Source organism: Telmatospirillum sp. J64-1 (genome assembly GCF_006980715.1).
In the GTDB taxonomy this organism is placed as follows: Bacteria; Pseudomonadota; Alphaproteobacteria; order Rhodospirillales; family Magnetospirillaceae; genus Oleiliquidispirillum; species Oleiliquidispirillum nitrogeniifigens.
The window spans coordinates 31,640-49,404 of record NZ_SBHN01000016.1 but is presented as its reverse complement, the minus strand read 5'-3'; the positions used below and the strand labels follow the sequence as shown (position 1 = coordinate 49,404).

The window sequence follows — 17,765 nt, the reverse complement described above, 5'->3', positions numbered from 1 at the left end:
CTTGTCCGCCCCCCTCAAGCCCATCCTGCTCGTCGAAGACAATCCGCTCGATTTGGAACTGACCCTTTCGGCCTTCGAGAAGTGCAAGCTGGGCAACGACGTGACCGTGGCCCGCGACGGCGCCGAGGCCCTGGATTATCTGTTCCTCGAGGAAGAGCGGCCCCTGCACGAGATGCCGGTGGTGATCATCCTCGATATCAAGCTGCCCAAGCTGGACGGGCTGGAAGTGCTGGAGAAGATCAGGCAGCATCCCAAGACCCGCTACATCCCGGTGGTGATGCTGACCTCCTCGCGCGAGGAGGAGGATCTGGTGCGCAGCTACAAACTGGGCGTCAATGCCTTCGTCGTAAAACCGGTGGGCTACAAGGAATTCTTCGCCGCGATCTACGAACTCGGCATGTTCTGGGGGGTTTTCAATGAGCCGCCGCCGGGTTTCCGCAAACGCGGGTGAATGATGATGACATCGCTGAGGATACTGCTCCTCGAAGACAGCCCTTTGGATGCCGAGCTGATCCTGTCCCGGCTGACCCGGCACGGCCTGGACATCGAGGTCCGCCGGGTGGAGAACCAGCCCGATTTCGTCGCGCTTCTGGAACAGGGCTGGCCGAACCTGATCCTGGCCGATTACCGCCTGCCGCTTTTCGACGGGATGGCCGCCCTGCGCCTCGTGCGCCAGCGGGAAAACGGCCATCTGCCCTTCATCTTCGTCTCCGGCGTGCTGGGCGAGGAGACGGCCATCGAGGCGATGAAGGAGGGCGCGACCGATTATGTCCTGAAAGACCGCCTGCAACGTCTGCCGGCGGCGGTCGAGCGGGCCATGGTCGAGGCGCGCATACGCACCGACAAGAAAGCCGCGGAGGAAAATCTCCAGCGGCTGCGCATGGCCATCGACGACGTCCACGACTATGCCATCTTCACCATCACGCCCGATGGCGCCATCTCCTCGTGGAACCAGGGCGGCTTGCGCTTGCTGGGATATGAAGAGGCGGAAATCCTGGGCAAGCCCATGGCGCTCTTCTATCTGCCCGAGGACCGCGACGCGGACGTGCCCGGCCTTGTCCGGACCGAGGCCAGGACGAAGGGCCGCGTCGCCGGGGAACGCTTCTTCCTGCGCAAGGACGGCAGCCGCTTCCGGGGCGAAGGGGTGATATCGGCGGTCCGCAACGCGCAGGGCCAGTTGCTGGCCTATTCCATCGTCCTGCGCGATGTCACCGAGATCCGCAAGGCCCAGGCCGAGCGCGAGGCCCTGCTGGAACGGGAACGCGCCGCCCGCAGCGAGGCGGAGAAGGTCAACCGGGTGAAGGACGAATTCCTGGCCGTCCTCTCCCACGAATTGCGCACTCCCTTGAACGCCATCCTGGGCTGGGTGCAGATGATGCGCCGGGGGCTGGTCGGGCCGGAAAAGCTGGGCCAAGTGATGGAAACCATCGAACGCAACGCCCGCAGCCAAGCCCAGTTGATCGAAGACCTGCTGGATATGAGCCGGATCATCTCGGGCAAGATCACCCTGGACCGGCGCCCGCTGGACTTGGCCGAAGTGGCGCGGGCAGCAGTGCATTCGGTCACGGTGGCCGCCGAGAACAAGGGGCTGGAGATCGAGGTCGCCCTGGAGGACGGCCTGTGGATCATGGGCGATGGCGGGCGGTTGCAGCAGATCATCCTCAACCTGCTGTCCAATGCCGTGAAGTTCACCCCGCAGGGCGGACGCATCACCCTGACCCTGCACAAGGAGCAGGGCCAGGCACGGCTGACGGTGCGGGATACCGGCATCGGCATCAAGCCGGAATTCCTGACCGACGTGTTCCAGCGTTTCCGCCAGGCCGATGCCAGCACCACCCGGCGCTTCGGCGGCCTGGGACTGGGATTGGCCATCGTCCAGTCACTGGTGGAAGCCCATGACGGCAGCATCACCGCCGAAAGCGAGGGCGAAGGAAAAGGCGCCAGCTTCTCGGTCAGCCTGCCTTTGGTGACGCTGGCCGGGGAAAGCCTGTTCCCGGCCCTGGCCGAGGGCGATGCCGAGGATGTGGACTTTACCGGCACGGTGATCCTGGTGGTGGAGGACGAAGCGGATACCCGCCAGCTCATCCAGCAGGTCTTCGAGCAATTCGGGGCCCGGGTGATGCCGGCGGCCAATGGCGAGGAAGCCCATTCCCACCTGCTGACCAGCCGCCCATCGCTGATCGTCAGCGATATCGGCCTGCCGGGCGAGGACGGCTATGCCCTGATCCGCCGCCTTCGGGTGCTGCCGGAAGCCGAGGAGGTACCGGCCCTGGCCCTGACCGCCTATGCCCGCCCGGAAGACCGCGACCAGGCTTTGCAGGCGGGATTCGACGATTTCCTGGCCAAGCCTGTCATGCCCAACCGCCTGATAACCGCCGCCGCCCATCTGCTGGCGCGGGGGCGCGGCTCGTCCTTCATCGGCAATACGACGGGTTAGGCGACGCCCCGTCCCGGGAAAACCGGGACAGGGCCATGCCTTCAGGCGAGACGGCTGAACCCGTTGGCCGCGCTCAGGATCGCCTTGACCGACGCGGTCGCCACATCGCTGTCGATGCCGACGCCGAAGACCACCCGCCCATCCGCCGCGCGGCATTCCACATAAGCGGCGGCCTGGGCATCCGCGCCCCGGCCGATGGCATGTTCATGGTAATCCAGGACATCCAGGTCCAGGCCGCAATTGTCCCGCAGGGCGCCCAGGACGGCCGAGATCAGGCCGTTGCCCCGGCCGCTGACGGCATGTTCCTCTCCATCCACCGCGATGCGGCCGGTGAAGCGGTAATCCTGGCCGGACGAACGTGTGCCCAGGCTGCCATGCTCCAGCAGCCGGAACCGCTGTTCCCCCTCCAGGCAATAAGCCTCCTGGAAGGTCGCCCAAACGTCCTCGGCGGTGAGTTCGCGGCTGGTGCGGTCGGCCACCTTCTGGACCGCGCGGCTGAAATCGATCTGCAGGCGGCGCGGCAGGCGCAGCCCCTTCTCCTGTTCCAGGATCCAGGCCACGCCCCCTTTCCCCGACTGGCTGTTCAGACGGATGACCGCCTCGTAGGAACAGCCGAGATCCGCCGGATCGATGGGCAGATAGGGGACGTCCCAGATGCCGTCATTGCGCATTGCCTGCGCGGCCAGCCCCTTCTTGATGGCGTCCTGGTGCGAGCCGGAAAAGGCGGTGAAGACCAGTTCCCCGGCATAGGGATGGCGGGGATGGACGGGGATCTGGTTGCATTCCTCGACCACCCGCACCACCGAGCGCATGTCCGAGAAATCCAGCTTGGGATCAATGCCCTGGGTATAGAGGTTCAGCGCCAACGTCACCAGGTCGACATTGCCCGTGCGCTCGCCATTGCCGAACAGGCAGCCCTCGATACGGTCGGCGCCCGCCATCAGGGCCAGCTCCGCCGCCGCGACCCCGGTTCCCCGGTCGTTATGGGGATGCACGCTGACCACCACCGACTCCCGCCGCGAGATGTTGCGGCAGAACCATTCGATCTGGTCGGCGTAGCGGTTGGGCGTCGAGATCTCCACCGTGGCGGGCAAATTGAGGATGACCGGCCGCTCGGGCGTCGGCTGCCACACGTCCAGCACGGCCTCGCAGACTTCCAGCGCGAAATCCTCTTCCGTGAAGCAGAAGGTTTCCGGCGAATATTCGAAGCTCCACCGCGTCTCGGGCTGCTTCAGGCTTTCTTCCAGGATGGTCCGGGCGCCGCTGACCGCCAGGTCGCGCACCGCCGCCTTGTCCATGCCGAAGACCACGCGCCGGAAGATGGGCGATGTGGCGTTGTACAAATGGACGATGGCCTGCTCCGCCCCCCGCAGCGATTCGAAACTGCGGCGGATCAGATCCTCCCGCGACTGGGTCAGGACCTGGATCGTGACGTCCTGCGGAATGGCCGCGTCCTCGATCAGATGACGGACGAAGTCGAAATCGGTCTGCGAGGCCGACGGAAAGGCGACTTCGATCTCCTTGAAACCGGCCTTGACCAGCAGATCGAAGAAACGGCGCTTCTTCGGGCCGTCCATCGGGTCGATCAGGGATTGGTTGCCGTCGCGCAGATCGCTGGAACACCAGCGCGGCGGCTGCGTGATCTGGCGGGACGGCCAGGTGCGGTCGGGCAGGTCGATGGGTGAAAACGGGCGATATTTACTGGAAGGGTCGCGCAGCATGATATGCAACTTCTCTCGGAGTATTCGGAAAAAACGAATACGGCAGAGCTACAGCCAACCGGGCAGCCGTCAGTCCCGGCGGCCGCAGAGAAGTCGCAGGCTTAGATCGAACTGAGCGAGATAGTCGTGCTTGTTGACGCGACGAGAGGGCGCTCGAACGGATTTATGATCGGAAAACATGGCTTCACCGGCACTACTACACCTCGATACGACAGTCTTTTCCCGACCTCCCTCAGGAGATCGGGCCGGAAAGTCGTAGGGTGAGAGTCGGGTTCGCCTTCATGTCCCAAAGAGTGACGAGAGGCATCGCGCCTGTCAAGCGGCGGAGACCAAGCCTCATGGCATGAGTCGGAATCGGCGCTTGCACGAAGACCCGGCCACGACTAGTTTAATCACACTCCGCTGTCGTGAATTTTTTTGGATTACCCCCGTGCTCAGTGGTCGGCGCATTCTGTTAATCATTTCAGGCGGTATCGCCGCGTACAAAAGCCTGGACCTGATCCGCCGCCTGCGGGAACAGGGGGCGGCTGTGCGCTGCGTCCTGACCGAAAGCGCCACCCAATTCGTCACGCCGCTCTCGGTGGCGGCCCTGAGCGAACACAAGGTCTACCAGGACCTGTTCTCGCTGACCGACGAAGCCGAGATGGGCCATATCCGCCTGTCGCGCGAGGCCGACCTGGTGGTTGTGGCGCCAGCCAGCGCCAACCTGATCGCCAAGATGGCCTGCGGGCTGGCCGACGACTTGGCCTCCACCGCGCTGCTGGCGACCGACAAGCCGGTGCTGATCGCGCCCGCCATGAACGTCTTCATGTGGAACCATCCGGCTACCCAGGGCAATGTCGCCGCCCTGGCGGCGCGCGGCGTCCATCGCGTCGGCCCCGGCGCGGGCGAACTGGCCTGCGGCGAGGTGGGCGAGGGCCGCATGGCCGATGTGCCCGAGATCATGGCCGCCATCGGCCGCCTGATCGGCGTCCTGCCCCCCGAGGCGAAGCCCCTGGCGGGCCGCCGCGCCATCGTCACCAGCGGCCCGACGCATGAACCCATCGACCCGGTGCGCTTTATCGCCAACCGCTCCTCGGGCAAACAGGGGCATGCCGTGGCTGCCGCCCTGCACCGCCTGGGCGCGGAAGTCACCCTGGTTTCAGGTCCCGTCACCCTGCCTCCGCCCGAAGGGGTCGAAATCGTGCCGGTCGAGACCGCCGCCCAGATGCTGGAGGCCTGCCTTGCCGCCCTGCCCGCCGACATCGCCGTCTGCGCCGCCGCCGTGGCCGATTGGCGGGTCTCCAATCCCGGCGCGCAGAAGCACAAGAAGACCGAGGGCGGCGGACCGCCCACCATCGCCCTGACGCCCAATCCCGACATCCTGGCGACCCTGTCCCAGCCGGGCGAACTGCGCCCGGCCCTGGTGGTGGGCTTCGCCGCCGAGACGGAATTGCTGCTGCAGCATGCCTCGGCCAAGCTGGCGCGCAAGGGCTGCGACTGGATCGTTGCCAATGACGTCTCGCCCGCCAGCGGCACCTTCGGCGGCGACCAGAATGCCGTCCACCTGCTGACGCCCGACACTGTGGAAGCCTGGCCGCGCATGGGCAAGGAACTGGTAGCCGAACGTCTGGCCGAACGCATCGCCGCCCATTTCGCCAAGCCCCATCCCACCACCTCCGAGGTTCCGGCATGAGCGTAACCGTCGATATCCGCCGCCTGCCGCATGCCGAGGGGCTGGAGCTGCCGCGCTACGAAACCGACCACGCCGCCGGTATGGACCTGGCCGCCGCCGTCGCCGAGCCGGTGGAACTGGCGCCGGGGGCGCGGGCGATCATTCCCACCGGCCTGTCCATCGCCCTGCCCGAAGGCTTCGAGGCGCAGATCCGCCCGCGTTCGGGGCTGGCCGCCAAGCACGGCATCACCGTGCTGAATGCGCCGGGTACCATCGATGCCGATTACCGGGGCGAGGTGGGCGTCATCCTGATCAATCACGGGGCCGAAAGCTTCACCGTGACGCGCGGCCTGCGCATCGCCCAGATGGTGGTGGCGCCCGTCAGCCGCGTGGCCTGGCGGGAAAGCGACGCCCTGTCCGACAGCGCCCGCGGCGCGGGCGGCTTCGGCTCGACCGGATTCTCTCAAGGAGGCAATAAGACCTGATGCTGCGACCGTCCAAGAAGATGCTCTTCGCCATCGAGGCGGTTCTCGACATCGCCTATCATGCCGGTGGCGAGCCGGTGCAGAGCCGCGAGATCACCCGCCGCCAGGGCATTCCCCGGCGCTATCTCGAGCAGACGCTGCAGCAATTGGTCCGCAGCGGCATCCTGGTCGGCGTGCGCGGGCCGCGCGGCGGCTATCGTTTGGCACGCGAGCGGCGGCGCATCTCGATCGGCGAGATCGTGCGCGTCGTCCGGGCCATGGAAACCGCCGAAGACCCGATCCAGGACGAAGCGCCCGCCTCCGAACTGGGCAAGCAGGTGATCCGCCCCCTGTGGGCCGAATTGCAGGAAGAAATCATGAGCCGTCTGGATGCCATCAGCATCGACGAGCTATGCATGCGCTCCTACAAGGAAGGCATCCCCAGCGAGGCGACCAACAAGCTGGACTTCATTATCTGACCCGCGCACCGTACCAGACCGACCCTCATAAAAAGCGAGACGGGGAAAACACATGAGCGACGCCAAGACCGAAGCGCAAAGCGGTGAATTCCGTGGCCGCATCTATGACAGCATCATCGACACCATCGGTGCCACGCCCCTGATCCGACTGCCCAAACTGGCGAAGGAATATGGCTGCAAGGCCGAGATCGTCGGCAAATGCGAATTCTTCAATCCGCTGGCTTCGGTCAAGGACCGTATCGGCTTGGCGATGATCGAAGCCGCCGAGGCTTCGGGCCAGCTCAAGCCCGGCGGCACCATCATCGAGCCGACCTCCGGCAATACCGGCATCGCGCTGGCCTTCGTCTGCGCCGCCAAGGGCTACAAGCTGATCCTGTGCATGCCCGAAAGCATGTCGATGGAACGGCGCAAGATGCTGCTGCTGCTGGGCGCCGAACTTGAACTGACCCCGGCCGCCAAGGGCATGACCGGCGCCGTCCGCCGCGCCGAGGAATTGCTGGCCGCCACGCCCGGCGCCATCATGCCCCAGCAATTCGAGAATCCCGCCAATCCCCTGATCCACGAGCGCACCACCGCCGAGGAAATCTGGCGCGACACCAACGGCGCGGTCGACGTGGTCGTCTCGGGCGTCGGCACCGGCGGCACCATCACCGGCGTCGGCCATGTGCTGAAGCAGCGCAAGCCCTCGGTCAAGATGGTCGCGGTCGAGCCCGAAGACAGCCCGGTCCTGTCGGGCGGCGCACCCGGCCCGCACAAGATCCAGGGCATCGGCGCCGGCTTCGTGCCGGGCAACCTGGATAAGGCCGTGATCGACGAGGTCCTGCAGATTTCCAACGAGACCGCCTTCACCCTGGCCCGTGCCGTGGCCAAGCTGGAAGGCGTGCCGGTGGGCATCTCCTCGGGCGCGGCCCTGGGCGCGGCCATCGAGCTGGGCCAGCGCGACGACATGGCCGGCAAGATGATCGTGGTCGTCCTGCCCTCCTTCGCCGAGCGCTATCTCTCCACCGCCCTGTTCGAAGGCCTGTAACAGAGTGGATTTCACGGAGGCCCAGATCCGCCGCTATGCCCGCCACATCATCCTGCCGGAAGTGGGCGGGGTGGGACAGGCGCGGCTGCTCGACGCCAAGGTCCTGGTGATCGGGGCGGGCGGGCTCGGGTCTCCGCTGATCCTCTATCTGGCGGCCGCCGGAATCGGCACCATCGGCGTCGTCGACGACGATGCCGTGGAGCTGTCGAACCTGCAGCGCCAGGTGCTGCACGCCACCGGCCGCATCGGCATGGCGAAGGTGGACAGCGCCAGGGCCGCCGTGGCCGAGATCAACCCGGATGTGACGCTGGTTCCCCACCGCCTGCGGCTGGATGCCTCGAACGCACTGGAACTGATCGCGCAATACGACCTGGTGGCGGACGGCAGCGACAATTTCGACACCCGCTTCCTGGTCAACGACGCCTGCTTCTTCGCGCGCAAGCCTCTGGTCTCGGCGGCGATCCTGCGCTTCGACGGCCAGCTTGCCACCTTCCGCCCCGGCGAGGGCCAGCCCTGCTATCGCTGCCTCTACCATTCGGCGCCGCCCGCCGACCAGATTCCCACCTGCGCCCAGGCCGGCGTGCTGGGCTCGGTCGCCGGCACCATGGGCAGCCTGCAAGCCACGGAAGTCATCAAGGAAATCCTGGGCATCGGCGAATCGATGGCCGGGCGGCTGATGATCTACGACGCCCTCACCCCCGGCTTCCGCATCGTCCGCGTACCGCGCGATCCCGCCTGCCCGCTTTGCGGCGACCATCCCGTCATCACCGACCTGTCCGGCCATGCCCGCACCTGACAAGCTGTCGCTGGTGATCTATTCCGGCGATTTCGACAAGATCCATTACGCCTTGGCCATGGCCGCCGCCGCCCTGGCAACGAATATTCCCGCCACCTTGTTCTTCACCATGGGCGCGGCCCGCGCCTTGGCCGCCCCCGGCCCCGACGGACGCCCCGGCTGGCAGGGCCTGCCCACCAGCGGCGGCACGCAGGACGGCGCGGCCATGGACGAGGATTTCGCCGCCAAGGGCATCGGCCGCTTCGAGGAACTGCTTTCGGCCTGCACCGCTTTGGGCGGCAAGATCATGGTTTGCGAGATGGGCCTGCGCGCCATCGGGATGGAGGCGGCAAGCCTGCGGCAGGACGTGCCGATCGAGCCGGGCGGGCTGGTGACCTTCCTGTCCGACGCCTCCCGGGACGGCTCGATCGTCTTCGTCTGATCCCCTCTTTCCCGATTACATCATGGATTGCGGCAGCACGCTGTCGCTCAGCACCGGCCAGCGCTTGCGGGCGTTGAAAAGCTGATAGTGCCACCATTCGTTCCGATAGAAGTCCCAGCCTGCCGCCGTCATGATCCCCAGCAGCAGCGCGCGGTTGCGCTGGGCCTCGGGGCTGATCCCTTCGGTGACGCCGTGATGGGACAACGGCGTGAAAGCATCGAAGGCCGTGCCCATGTCGAGTTCGGCGCCGCTGCCGTCGATCAGCGTCAGGTCCACGGCGGCCCCCATGGAATGGGGCGAGCCCCGGCGCGGGTCGGCCAGGAATTCCGGATCGGGGCTGTGCTGCCACAGCTTCCATTGGGCCTCGGCGGGACGGAAGGCATCGAAGATGCGCAGGCGCAGGCCCAAGGGGGCCGCCAGATCGACGGCGCGGCGCAGCAATTGCGCCCCTTCCGGATTGAGATAGCAGGCCGGGCGGCCATAGACGGGGCGGCCGGTGAAGTTGCCGGCGGTGGCATAGGCGATGGAAAGCTCCACGCCGAATTCTGCTTCGGTGATTTCGACCAGGGCCATACGCACGGATGTCCTTTGCTGCAAGGGCGCGGAACGGCAGTATAGCGGTCTGGTTCACTTGGAAAAGAGGCCTCCGGCTTGTCCTCTCCCGTCTTTCTCGCCTTCGACACCGCCACCTCGGCCTGTTCCGTCGCCATCCTGCGCGACGGCGAGGTCCTGGCCCATTGCTTCGCCGAAATGGCGCGCGGCCAGTCCGAGGCGCTGCCTCCCATGATCGCCGAGGCGCTGGCGCAGTCCGGCCTGTCCTTCCGCGAGATCACGGCGCTGGCCGTGACGGTGGGGCCGGGTGCCTTCACCGGCCTGCGCATCGGCTTGGCGACCGCCCGCGCCATGGCCCTGGCCGCCGATCTTCCCGCCATCGGCGTGAGCACGACCGAAGCCATAGCCGAAGGGGTGGGGCAGGACGAAAGGGCCGGACGGAACCTGCTGGTGGCGGTGGAATCCAAACGCGAGGACGTCTTCGCCCAGGCCTTCGGCACCGACCTGCGGCCCTTGGGAGAGATCGTCTCGGTCCGGCCTGAGGATGCCTTCGCCCTGGCCCCGGCGCCTGCCCTGCTTTGCGGCGATGCCGCCGCCCGCCTGCCCGAGGCACCCGAGGGATGGCTGCGGGCCACGGGAAGCGGCCTGCCCGATGCCCTCCATGTCGCCCGCGTGGCCGCCCGCCATTGGGCCGAAGGCCGCACCCGTCCGGCCGAACCCCTTTACTTGCGCGCACCCGACGTCAATCTGCCGAAGGGTGCCGCATGACCATGAAACTGGTCCCGGCGGCTCCCCCCTTTGCTGCACTGATTGCCGCAATGCATCGGGTCTGCTTCAAGGATTACTGGGACGAAAAGGCAGTGCGCGACCTGCTGGAGATGCCCGGCTGCTACGGCTGGGTGGCCCAGGACGGGCAGCAGCCGGCGGGCGTGATCCTGTGCCGGGCGGCGGGCGGCGAGGCCGAGGTGCTGACCATCGCCGTCCTGCCGCCCTGGCGGCGCCATGGAATCGGCGGAAAACTGCTGGATGCGGCGCTCGAAGCCGGGGCGAAGGCGGGCGCCGAAGTGATGTTCCTGGAAGCCGCGGCCAATAACGAGGCGGCCCTGTCTCTTTACAACACCCGTAAATTTGAACAGGTGGGCCGCAGGGCACGTTACTATGGCGGCACGATTGATGCACTAATCATGCGGCGGGACCTGTAATTTCACCTTGCCCGCCGCAAATTCCCGTTATAATTAAGCCTTGCATATAAACAGCCGATGCACACCGGTTGACCCTTCTCCTTCTTCCGGAGAAAGGTTACGTATGTGATGTCCCAACTCCGCGACCGAGCGAGGAACATTCTTCAAAGGCTCCTCACCCTTCAAGCGGATTTCCGCTACCTCTCCTTTGGCCATTTTTTCGATCAGCAACTTAGTCTTGACGAAGGTCATGGGGCAAATTTCGTTGGTGATATCGAGGTAGTAGTTGGCGTTTTCAGTCATGGGGGCCGCGTCTCTTTTCTTTTTTGCGGATGGAGATTGCTAAATGACCGGGAAAAGAATATATAGCCCGGCATCCGCTGTAATGGAGGGTAGACCTTAGATGACCGCGCAGTCGAACCAAAGTGAACTTCTTTCCCTGACGACCGAAATCGTCGCTGCGCATGTGGGCAACAACAGCGTGGCTGTGACTGACCTGCCGAATCTGATCCAGGAGGTCTACAAGACCCTGGCCAGCGTCGGTACTCAGCCCGCCGCCGTCGAACGTCCTCAACCGGCCGTGCCGGTGAAGAAGTCGGTCACCCCCGACTACATCATCTGCCTTGAGGACGGCAAGAAGCTGAAGATGCTCAAGCGCCACCTCAAGACCGCCTACAACATGACGCCCGAGGAATACCGCGAGCGCTGGGGTCTGCCGGCCGATTATCCCATGGTGGCGCCGAATTACGCGCAGCACCGTTCCAGCCTGGCCAAGAAGATCGGTCTCGGCACCAAGCCGCGCAAGCGCCGCCGCGCCGCCGTCTGAGCTGGAGAAAAAGACTGAAGGCGCCACAAGCACTGTGCTTGGGCGCCTTTTCGTCTATACTTGGCCTGCGCCGCCCGGTAATGAGGCCGGGCCAAGCATCACATTGTGTCAAAAACGCCCAAGAGAACCCATGATTTCCCGTATCGAGCAACGCTGCATCGAAAAAGGGATGAAGATGACCGAACAGCGCCGGGTGATCGCCCGCGTGCTGTCCGATGCCACCGATCATCCCGATGTCGAAGAGGTCTATCGCCGCGCAACGGAAATCGACTCCGGCATCAGCATCGCCACGGTCTATCGCACCGTGCGGCTGTTCGAGGAGGCCGACATCCTGGAACGCCATGATTTCGGCGATGGTCGCGCGCGCTATGAGGAAATGCCCGAAGAGCATCACGATCACCTGATCGACACGCAAAGCGGCAAGGTGATCGAGTTTCACAACGAAGAGATCGAGAACCTGCAGCGGGAAATCGCCCGCCGCCTGGGGTACCGCCTGATCGGTCATCGGCTGGAGCTTTACGGGACGCCCTTGAAATCCGAGGACGAATCCGAGACAAACTGAGTGGTTATTCCGCCGGTGATGGTGAGGACGGTGGCGCGATGAGTGTTGGAGTACCGATGACGTCCGTGCTGCGCTCGGGCGATCTTGAAGTGCGGTTGGCTGCCGATCGCAGTGAAATCGAGGCCGCGCAGACTCTTCGCTATTCCGTCTTCTATGACGAAATGGGCGCCCACCCCACCCCGGAAATGGCCGCCTTGGGCCGCGATTTCGACGAATTCGATTTGCTGTGCGATCATCTTCTGGTCATCGACACCAGCATGGGGCGCGGTGCCGAAGGGGTGGTCGGCACCTATCGCCTGATGCAGCGCAGCCAGGCCGAATGCTTCGGCCGTTTCTACACGGCCAGCGAATTCGACATCACCCGCATCCTGCGCCAGGAAGGCCGGCTGCTGGAACTGGGCCGGTCCTGCGTCCATCGCGCCTATCGCACCAAGCTGACCATGCAGATGCTGTGGCGCGGCATCGCGGCCTATGTCAACCAGCACAAGATCGACCTCATGTTCGGCTGCGCCAGCCTGCCCGGCACCGATCCGCAGGCCCTGGCCCTGCCGCTTTCCTACCTGCGCTACCATCATCTGGCACCCGAGGATTTCCGCCCGGCGGCCCTGCCCGGCCTGTATACCGACATGGCCCTGCTGCCGCCCGAGGAGGTGGACCCCAAGCGCGCCCTGGTGGCGCTGCCGCCGCTGGTGAAGGGCTATCTGCGCCTGGGCGGCTTCATCGGGGATGGCGCGGTGATCGACCGCCAGTTCAACACCATCGATGTCTGCGTCATCGTCAAGACCGATCTGGTGACGGACAAATACCAGAAGCATTACGAGCGCACCGCCCGCGATCCCCAAGCCGCGCAAGATTTCTGACGGTCATGGTCTCGCGCAGCCTGGCCGCCTTCCGGCTCGTCCTCTTCCTGCTCTGGACGCTGCTCTATCTTCTGCCCTTTTCGCTCGCGCTGCTCGTCTGCCGTCCCTGCGCCCGCGACATGCAGTGCTTCTTCTGGCGGGTCGCGGTATGGCTGATGGGCATCAAGATCGTGATCCACGGCAAGCTGTCCAAGGACCATCCCCTTCTCTACGTCTCGAACCATATCTCCTACATGGACATCCCGATCCTGGGCTCCGTGCTGCCGGCCTCCTTCGTCTCGAAGGCGGAGGTCGGCACCTGGCCGGTGATCGGCTGGCTGTCGCGGCTGGGACGCACGGTCTTCATCAACCGCCGCCGCCAGGACAGCAAGACCCATCGCAACGAGATCCTGAACAGGCTGCAGGCCGGGGACAGCCTGATCCTGTTTCCCGAAGCCACCAGCCATGACGGCAACCGCGTCCTGCCCTTCAAGAGCGCCCTGTTCTCGGTGGCCGAATACCGGCCCAACGACCGCGCCCTGCCGGTGCAGCCGGTGACCATCGCCTATACCCGCCTCAACGGCATTCCCATCGGCTATGCCTGGCGGCCCTATTTCGCTTGGTATGGCGACATGGAATTGGCGCCCCATATCTGGCACCTGCTCGGCCTCGGGCGGCTGCGGGTCGACATCATCCTCCACACCCCCGTCGGCCTGGACTCCTTCCCCGACCGCCGGGCGCTCGCCCGCCACTGCTACGAGACGGTGAAGGCGGGGCTGCTGGCCGCCAATACCGGACGCTGGCCGGAAGAGGGAGACACCCCCGCGCGCTGATCCGGAATCTTGACTCCTGGCGGTCGGATGCTAGGTTTCAGAGATGGTGGGCTCGCTGTCTCGTTTCTTGGCGAGAGGTCTGTCCATTCCCCAGCAAGAGCAGCGAAGCGGGCTGTAGCAAAGAACTTGGGTAAGAAACTTTTCATAAAGTCCTATGGTTGCCAGATGAATGTCTATGACGCCGACCGCATGGCCGACGTCCTGGCTCCTCATGGATGGACTTTGACCGATGCGCCCGATGGGGCGGACATGGTCATCCTCAACACCTGTCACATTCGCGAAAAGGCATCGGAAAAGGTCTTCTCGGACCTGGGCCGCCTGCGTCCGCTCAAACAGGCGCGGGAAGAGGCCGGGGAACGCATGATCCTGGCCGTTGCCGGCTGCACCGCACAGGCCGAAGGCGCGGAAATCATGGTGCGCGCCCCGATCGTCGACATCGTGATGGGACCGCAGACCTATCACCGCCTGCCCGAGATGGTCGCCCGCGCGAGCCGCGCCGCCGAAAGCAAGGCCGGCGGCAAGCGCAAGGGCGTGCTGGATACCGAATTCCCGGTCGAACCGAAATTCGACTTCCTGCCCGAGCCGGTGGCAAAAGGTCCGGCTTCCTTCCTGTCGGTGCAGGAAGGCTGCGACAAGTTCTGCACCTTCTGCGTGGTGCCCTATACCCGTGGCGCGGAATATTCCCGCCCCGTCGCCGACGTGCTGAGCGAGGCCCGCGCCCTGGTCAAGGGCGGCGCGGTCGAGATCACGCTGCTGGGCCAGAATGTGAACGCCTATCACGGCGAGGCCGCGAATGGCGGGGAATGGGGCTTCGGCCGCCTGATCCGCGAACTGGCCGAGATCGACGGGCTGGAGCGCATCCGCTACACCACCTCCCATCCCCGCGACATGGATGACGACCTCATCGCGGCGCATCGGGACGTGGACAAGCTGATGCCGTTCTTGCATCTGCCGGTGCAATCGGGGTCCGACCGCATCCTCCACCTGATGAACCGCCAGCACAAGGCCGAGGATTACCTGCGTCTGGTCGAGAAGCTGCGCGACGCGCGCCCCGACCTCGCCTTGTCCTCGGACTTCATCGTCGGCTTCCCCGGCGAAAGCGAACGGGATTTCGAGGACACCCTGGAGCTGGTGCGCCGGGTGGGCTTCGTGCAGGCCTATTCCTTCAAATACTCGCCCCGCCCCGGCACGCCTGCGGCGGCCATGGAGTTGCAGGTTCCCGAAGAGGCCAAGGCCGAACGCCTGGCCGCCCTGCAGGAACTTCTGAGCGAGCAGACCCTGGCCTTCAACCGTGCCTGTACCGGCCGCGTCATGGACGTGCTGCTGGACCGCCACGGCAAGCTCGACGGCCAGCTTCTCGGCCGCAGCCCCTATATGCAGCCGGTCCATGTCCAGGCGCCCGAGGCGCTGCTGGGCAAGCTGGTCCGCCTGCGCATCCTGGACGGCCATGCCAATTCGCTCTCCGGCGAAATGGCCGCCGACCTCCAACAGGAAAGGGCCCTGGCGTGAACGATCCCGCTCCGGCTTCGGTGACGCGTGCGTTCGACGACAATTCACTTTTGCAAGCACTGTTCGGCCCGCATAATTCCCATCTCGAGCGGATCGAACGGCAATTGGGGGTTTCCCTGCAATCGCGCGGCAATGAAGTGACCATCAACGGGCCGGTCGAGCAGGTCGAGGAGGCCGCGGCCGTGCTTGACAATCTCTATGGTCAGTTGCGCCGGGGACAGGATGTCGTGACCGCCGACGTGGATGCCGCCCTGCGGATGGGCGGCATGGGCGGGCCGTCCTCCGACCTGACCATCCGCACCCGCAAGCGCCATATCTCGCCGCGTTCGCCGACCCAGGCCACCTACATGCAGGCGATGAACGAGGCCGAACTGGTCTTCGGCCTGGGCCCGGCCGGCACCGGCAAGACCTATCTGGCGGTGGCCAAGGCCGTTTCCATGATGCTCCAGGGCCAGGTGGACCGCCTGATCCTGTCCCGCCCGGCGGTCGAGGCGGGCGAGCGCCTGGGCTTCCTGCCCGGCGACCTGCGCGAGAAGGTGGACCCTTATTTGCGTCCCCTCTATGACGCCCTTTACGATATGATGCCCGGCGACACGGTGGCGAAGAAGCTGGCCTCGGGCGAGATCGAGGTCGCCCCCCTGGCCTTCATGCGTGGCCGGACGCTCGCCAATTCCTTCGTCATCCTGGATGAAGCGCAGAACACCACGCCGGTGCAGATGAAGATGTTCCTGACCCGATTGGGCGAGAATTCGCGCATGGTGGTGACCGGCGACCTCAGCCAGGTCGACCTGCCCGCCGGCATGAAATCCGGCCTGCGCGATGCCCTCGACACCCTGAACGGCATGGACGGCGTCGGCTTCGTGCAGTTCGGCGCCAAGGACGTGGTGCGCCACGGCCTGGTGACCCGCATCGTCAAGGCCTATGACGAACGCGAACGCCAGATGAAGGCCCGCAAGTCCACCACCGGAGACGGCAATGCCTGACGACCAGAGTGGCGGCCGCCCCGAGGATCCTGGCGGGAACGGCAACGGGCCGTCCATCGTCGTCTCGGTCGAGTGCGACCTGTGGACGACCACTCTGACCGATGTGGAAGACCTGGCGCGCCAGGTCTGCGCGGCGGCCCTGGGCGCGGGCATCACCTTCTGGGAAGAGGTGCCCGATCTCAACCGCATCGAGGTCAGCGTCGTGCTGACCGATGACGAGACCGTCCGCATCCTGAACCGCGATTATCGTGGCAAGGACAAGCCGACCAATGTGCTGTCCTTCGCTTCCCTCGACGACGAAGACGCCCCTCTGCCCGAAGACGGGCCGATCCTCCTGGGCGACATCGTCATCGCCTACCAGACCACGGCCGCCGAAGCGGCCGAGGAAGGCAAGACCTTTACCCATCACCTGACCCACCTTCTGGTGCATGGGCTCCTTCATCTCCTGGGCTTCGACCACGAGGACGAGAGCGAAGCCGAGGAGATGGAGGGCATGGAGACCGCGATCCTCGCGGCCCTCGGCGTGCCCGACCCTTACCAGCAGCCGGCAAAGGAGCATGGTGTAAAGGAATGAGCGACATATCATGTAGTAGATCGCCCCGTGAAAACGGGGCCGATGATCCATCCCTTGTGGAAAGCTTTCGCGGTTGGCTGCGCTCGTTGCGCCGCGGCCGGAATGGGGATACCGTCCGGGATACACTCGAGGAACTGATCGAGGAACGGGCCGAGGCGGAAATCCCGATCGACGAGCAGGAACGCCTGTTGCTGGGCAACATCCTGCATCTGCGCGACCTGAATGTTTCCGATGTCATGGTGCCCCGCGCCGACATCGTCGCGGTCGAACTGAAGACCCCCTTCGACGATCTGGTCGCCACCTTCGCCACGGCGGGCCATTCCCGTCTGCCGGTCTATCGCGGCACGCTCGACGACGCCATCGGCATGGTCCACATCAAGGACGTGCTGGCGCTGGTCCATTCCGAGAAGCCTTTCGTCCTGTCCCGCATCCTGCGCAAGGTGCTGTTCGTCTCCCCCTCGATGCGCGTGATGGACTTGCTGGTGGAAATGCGCCTCAAGCGTACCCATCTGGCTCTGGTCGTGGACGAATACGGCGGCATCGACGGCCTGGTCTCCATCGAGGATCTGGTCGAGCAGATCGTCGGCGAGATCGAGGACGAACACGACGGCGAAGAAGAGCCGGAACTGCGCATCCGCGCCGATGGCGTGATCGAAGCCGATGCCCGCACCCCCATCGAGGAATTCGAGGAGCGGGTCGGTCGCCTCTTCCCCGAGGAAGAGGTCGAAGACGTGGACACGCTGGGCGGGCTGGTCTTTGCCCTGGCCGGACGTGTACCGGCGCGCGGCGAATTGATCCCGCATTCTTCGGGACTGGAATTCGAGGTGGTAGATGCCGATCCGCGCCGCATCAAGCGCCTGCGGGTCCGCAACCTGCCTCAGCCGCAACAGGAAGAGACCGCTTAAGC

The 17,765-nt window shown here is 65.2% G+C and carries 21 protein-coding genes; 18 read left to right on the top strand and 3 right to left on the bottom strand.

The genetic code is table 11. From position 1 onward, the window contains the following. The first annotated feature begins 1 nt into the window (after position 1). Both EPD66_RS15390 and EPD66_RS15385 read left to right on the top strand, forming a co-directional pair. Complete coding sequence (locus EPD66_RS15390; protein ID WP_142849411.1) at positions 2-451, top strand: response regulator; 450 nt, start codon at positions 2-4, stop codon at positions 449-451. Beyond that, the gene (locus EPD66_RS15385; RefSeq protein WP_142849410.1) at positions 452-2,437 is read left to right on the top strand and encodes a response regulator; all 1,986 of its coding nucleotides are present in this window, start codon (positions 452-454) and stop codon (positions 2,435-2,437) included. It begins immediately after the preceding gene. 41 nt (positions 2,438-2,478) lie between these two features. Here the strand turns inward: EPD66_RS15385 and leuA are convergent, their stop codons facing one another. Beyond that, positions 2,479-4,158 (bottom strand): 2-isopropylmalate synthase, encoded by a 1,680-nt coding sequence (gene leuA / locus EPD66_RS15380; RefSeq protein WP_142849409.1) that lies wholly within the window; start codon positions 4,156-4,158, stop codon positions 2,479-2,481. A 430-nt stretch (positions 4,159-4,588) separates the two neighbouring features. Here leuA and coaBC point away from each other — a divergent pair, with 430 nt between their 5' ends. Genes coaBC through EPD66_RS15350 form a run of 6 tightly spaced genes read left to right on the top strand, consistent with a single transcriptional unit; the run spans position 4,589 to position 8,999 of the window. Next, on the top strand, positions 4,589-5,833 hold the full coding sequence (coaBC, locus tag EPD66_RS15375; protein WP_221930993.1) for a bifunctional phosphopantothenoylcysteine decarboxylase/phosphopantothenate--cysteine ligase CoaBC: 1,245 nt from the start codon (positions 4,589-4,591) through the stop codon (positions 5,831-5,833). After that, a complete protein-coding gene (gene dut, locus EPD66_RS15370) occupies positions 5,830-6,297 on the top strand; it encodes a dUTP diphosphatase (RefSeq protein ID WP_142849407.1) in 468 nt (155 codons plus the stop codon). The genes coaBC and dut overlap by 4 nt, the downstream gene beginning before the upstream one ends. Further along, on the top strand, positions 6,297-6,755 hold the full coding sequence (locus EPD66_RS15365; RefSeq protein WP_142849406.1) for an Rrf2 family transcriptional regulator: 459 nt from the start codon (positions 6,297-6,299) through the stop codon (positions 6,753-6,755). The genes dut and EPD66_RS15365 overlap by 1 nt, the downstream gene beginning before the upstream one ends. Before the next feature lie 52 nt (positions 6,756-6,807). After that, entirely contained in the window at positions 6,808-7,782 is a 975-nt protein-coding gene (cysK, locus tag EPD66_RS15360; protein WP_142849405.1) for a cysteine synthase A, read from the top strand. A 4-nt stretch (positions 7,783-7,786) separates the two neighbouring features. Beyond that, positions 7,787-8,578: a molybdopterin-synthase adenylyltransferase MoeB gene (locus EPD66_RS15355; RefSeq protein WP_142849404.1), complete on the top strand. Its 792-nt coding sequence runs from the start codon at positions 7,787-7,789 to the stop codon at positions 8,576-8,578. Then, positions 8,565-8,999 carry a DsrE family protein gene (locus EPD66_RS15350; protein WP_142849403.1) on the top strand — a complete coding sequence of 145 codons (435 nt, stop codon included), beginning with the start codon at positions 8,565-8,567 and terminating at the stop codon, positions 8,997-8,999. The genes EPD66_RS15355 and EPD66_RS15350 overlap by 14 nt, the downstream gene beginning before the upstream one ends. Before the next feature lie 15 nt (positions 9,000-9,014). On the opposite strand, the gene ddpX is transcribed toward EPD66_RS15350, so the two are convergent. Further along, the gene (ddpX, locus tag EPD66_RS15345) at positions 9,015-9,572 is read right to left on the bottom strand and encodes a D-alanyl-D-alanine dipeptidase (RefSeq protein WP_142849402.1); all 558 of its coding nucleotides are present in this window, start codon (positions 9,570-9,572) and stop codon (positions 9,015-9,017) included. Positions 9,573-9,650: 78 nt separating this feature from the next. Here ddpX and tsaB point away from each other — a divergent pair, with 78 nt between their 5' ends. Both tsaB and EPD66_RS15335 read left to right on the top strand, forming a co-directional pair. After that, positions 9,651-10,319 carry a tRNA (adenosine(37)-N6)-threonylcarbamoyltransferase complex dimerization subunit type 1 TsaB gene (gene tsaB / locus EPD66_RS15340; protein ID WP_142849401.1) on the top strand — a complete coding sequence of 223 codons (669 nt, stop codon included), beginning with the start codon at positions 9,651-9,653 and terminating at the stop codon, positions 10,317-10,319. After that, positions 10,316-10,753, top strand: a complete 438-nt coding sequence (locus EPD66_RS15335; RefSeq protein WP_255448520.1) for a GNAT family N-acetyltransferase — start codon at positions 10,316-10,318, stop codon at positions 10,751-10,753. The genes tsaB and EPD66_RS15335 overlap by 4 nt, the downstream gene beginning before the upstream one ends. 33 nt (positions 10,754-10,786) lie before the next feature. Here the strand turns inward: EPD66_RS15335 and EPD66_RS15330 are convergent, their stop codons facing one another. Beyond that, positions 10,787-11,035 (bottom strand): sulfurtransferase TusA family protein, encoded by a 249-nt coding sequence (locus EPD66_RS15330; protein ID WP_142849400.1) that lies wholly within the window; start codon positions 11,033-11,035, stop codon positions 10,787-10,789. Positions 11,036-11,135: 100 nt separating this feature from the next. Between EPD66_RS15330 and EPD66_RS15325 the strand changes: the two genes are divergently transcribed. The 8 genes from EPD66_RS15325 to EPD66_RS15290 all read left to right on the top strand — a co-directional run bounded on the left by EPD66_RS15325 (position 11,136) and on the right by EPD66_RS15290 (position 17,763). Continuing rightward, positions 11,136-11,558 (top strand): MucR family transcriptional regulator, encoded by a 423-nt coding sequence (locus EPD66_RS15325; protein WP_142849399.1) that lies wholly within the window; start codon positions 11,136-11,138, stop codon positions 11,556-11,558. A gap of 130 nt (positions 11,559-11,688) precedes the next feature. Then, positions 11,689-12,120 carry a Fur family transcriptional regulator gene (locus EPD66_RS15320; protein WP_142849398.1) on the top strand — a complete coding sequence of 144 codons (432 nt, stop codon included), beginning with the start codon at positions 11,689-11,691 and terminating at the stop codon, positions 12,118-12,120. Between the two features lie 56 nt (positions 12,121-12,176). Next, positions 12,177-12,980, top strand: coding sequence for a GNAT family N-acetyltransferase (locus tag EPD66_RS15315; RefSeq protein WP_142849397.1), 804 nt, complete (start codon positions 12,177-12,179; stop codon positions 12,978-12,980). 5 nt (positions 12,981-12,985) lie between these two features. Next, entirely contained in the window at positions 12,986-13,792 is an 807-nt protein-coding gene (locus EPD66_RS15310) for a 1-acyl-sn-glycerol-3-phosphate acyltransferase (protein ID WP_142849396.1), read from the top strand. 126 nt (positions 13,793-13,918) lie between these two features. Continuing rightward, the gene (gene miaB, locus EPD66_RS15305) at positions 13,919-15,301 is read left to right on the top strand and encodes a tRNA (N6-isopentenyl adenosine(37)-C2)-methylthiotransferase MiaB (protein ID WP_255448519.1); all 1,383 of its coding nucleotides are present in this window, start codon (positions 13,919-13,921) and stop codon (positions 15,299-15,301) included. Continuing rightward, the gene (locus EPD66_RS15300; RefSeq protein ID WP_142849394.1) at positions 15,298-16,284 is read left to right on the top strand and encodes a PhoH family protein; all 987 of its coding nucleotides are present in this window, start codon (positions 15,298-15,300) and stop codon (positions 16,282-16,284) included. The genes miaB and EPD66_RS15300 overlap by 4 nt, the downstream gene beginning before the upstream one ends. Continuing rightward, on the top strand, positions 16,277-16,858 hold the full coding sequence (gene ybeY / locus EPD66_RS15295) for an rRNA maturation RNase YbeY (protein ID WP_142849393.1): 582 nt from the start codon (positions 16,277-16,279) through the stop codon (positions 16,856-16,858). The genes EPD66_RS15300 and ybeY overlap by 8 nt, the downstream gene beginning before the upstream one ends. Then, positions 16,855-17,763, top strand: coding sequence for a hemolysin family protein (locus EPD66_RS15290; RefSeq protein WP_142849392.1), 909 nt, complete (start codon positions 16,855-16,857; stop codon positions 17,761-17,763). Before ybeY ends, EPD66_RS15290 begins: the two co-directional genes overlap by 4 nt. Positions 17,764-17,765 lie beyond the last annotated feature (2 nt).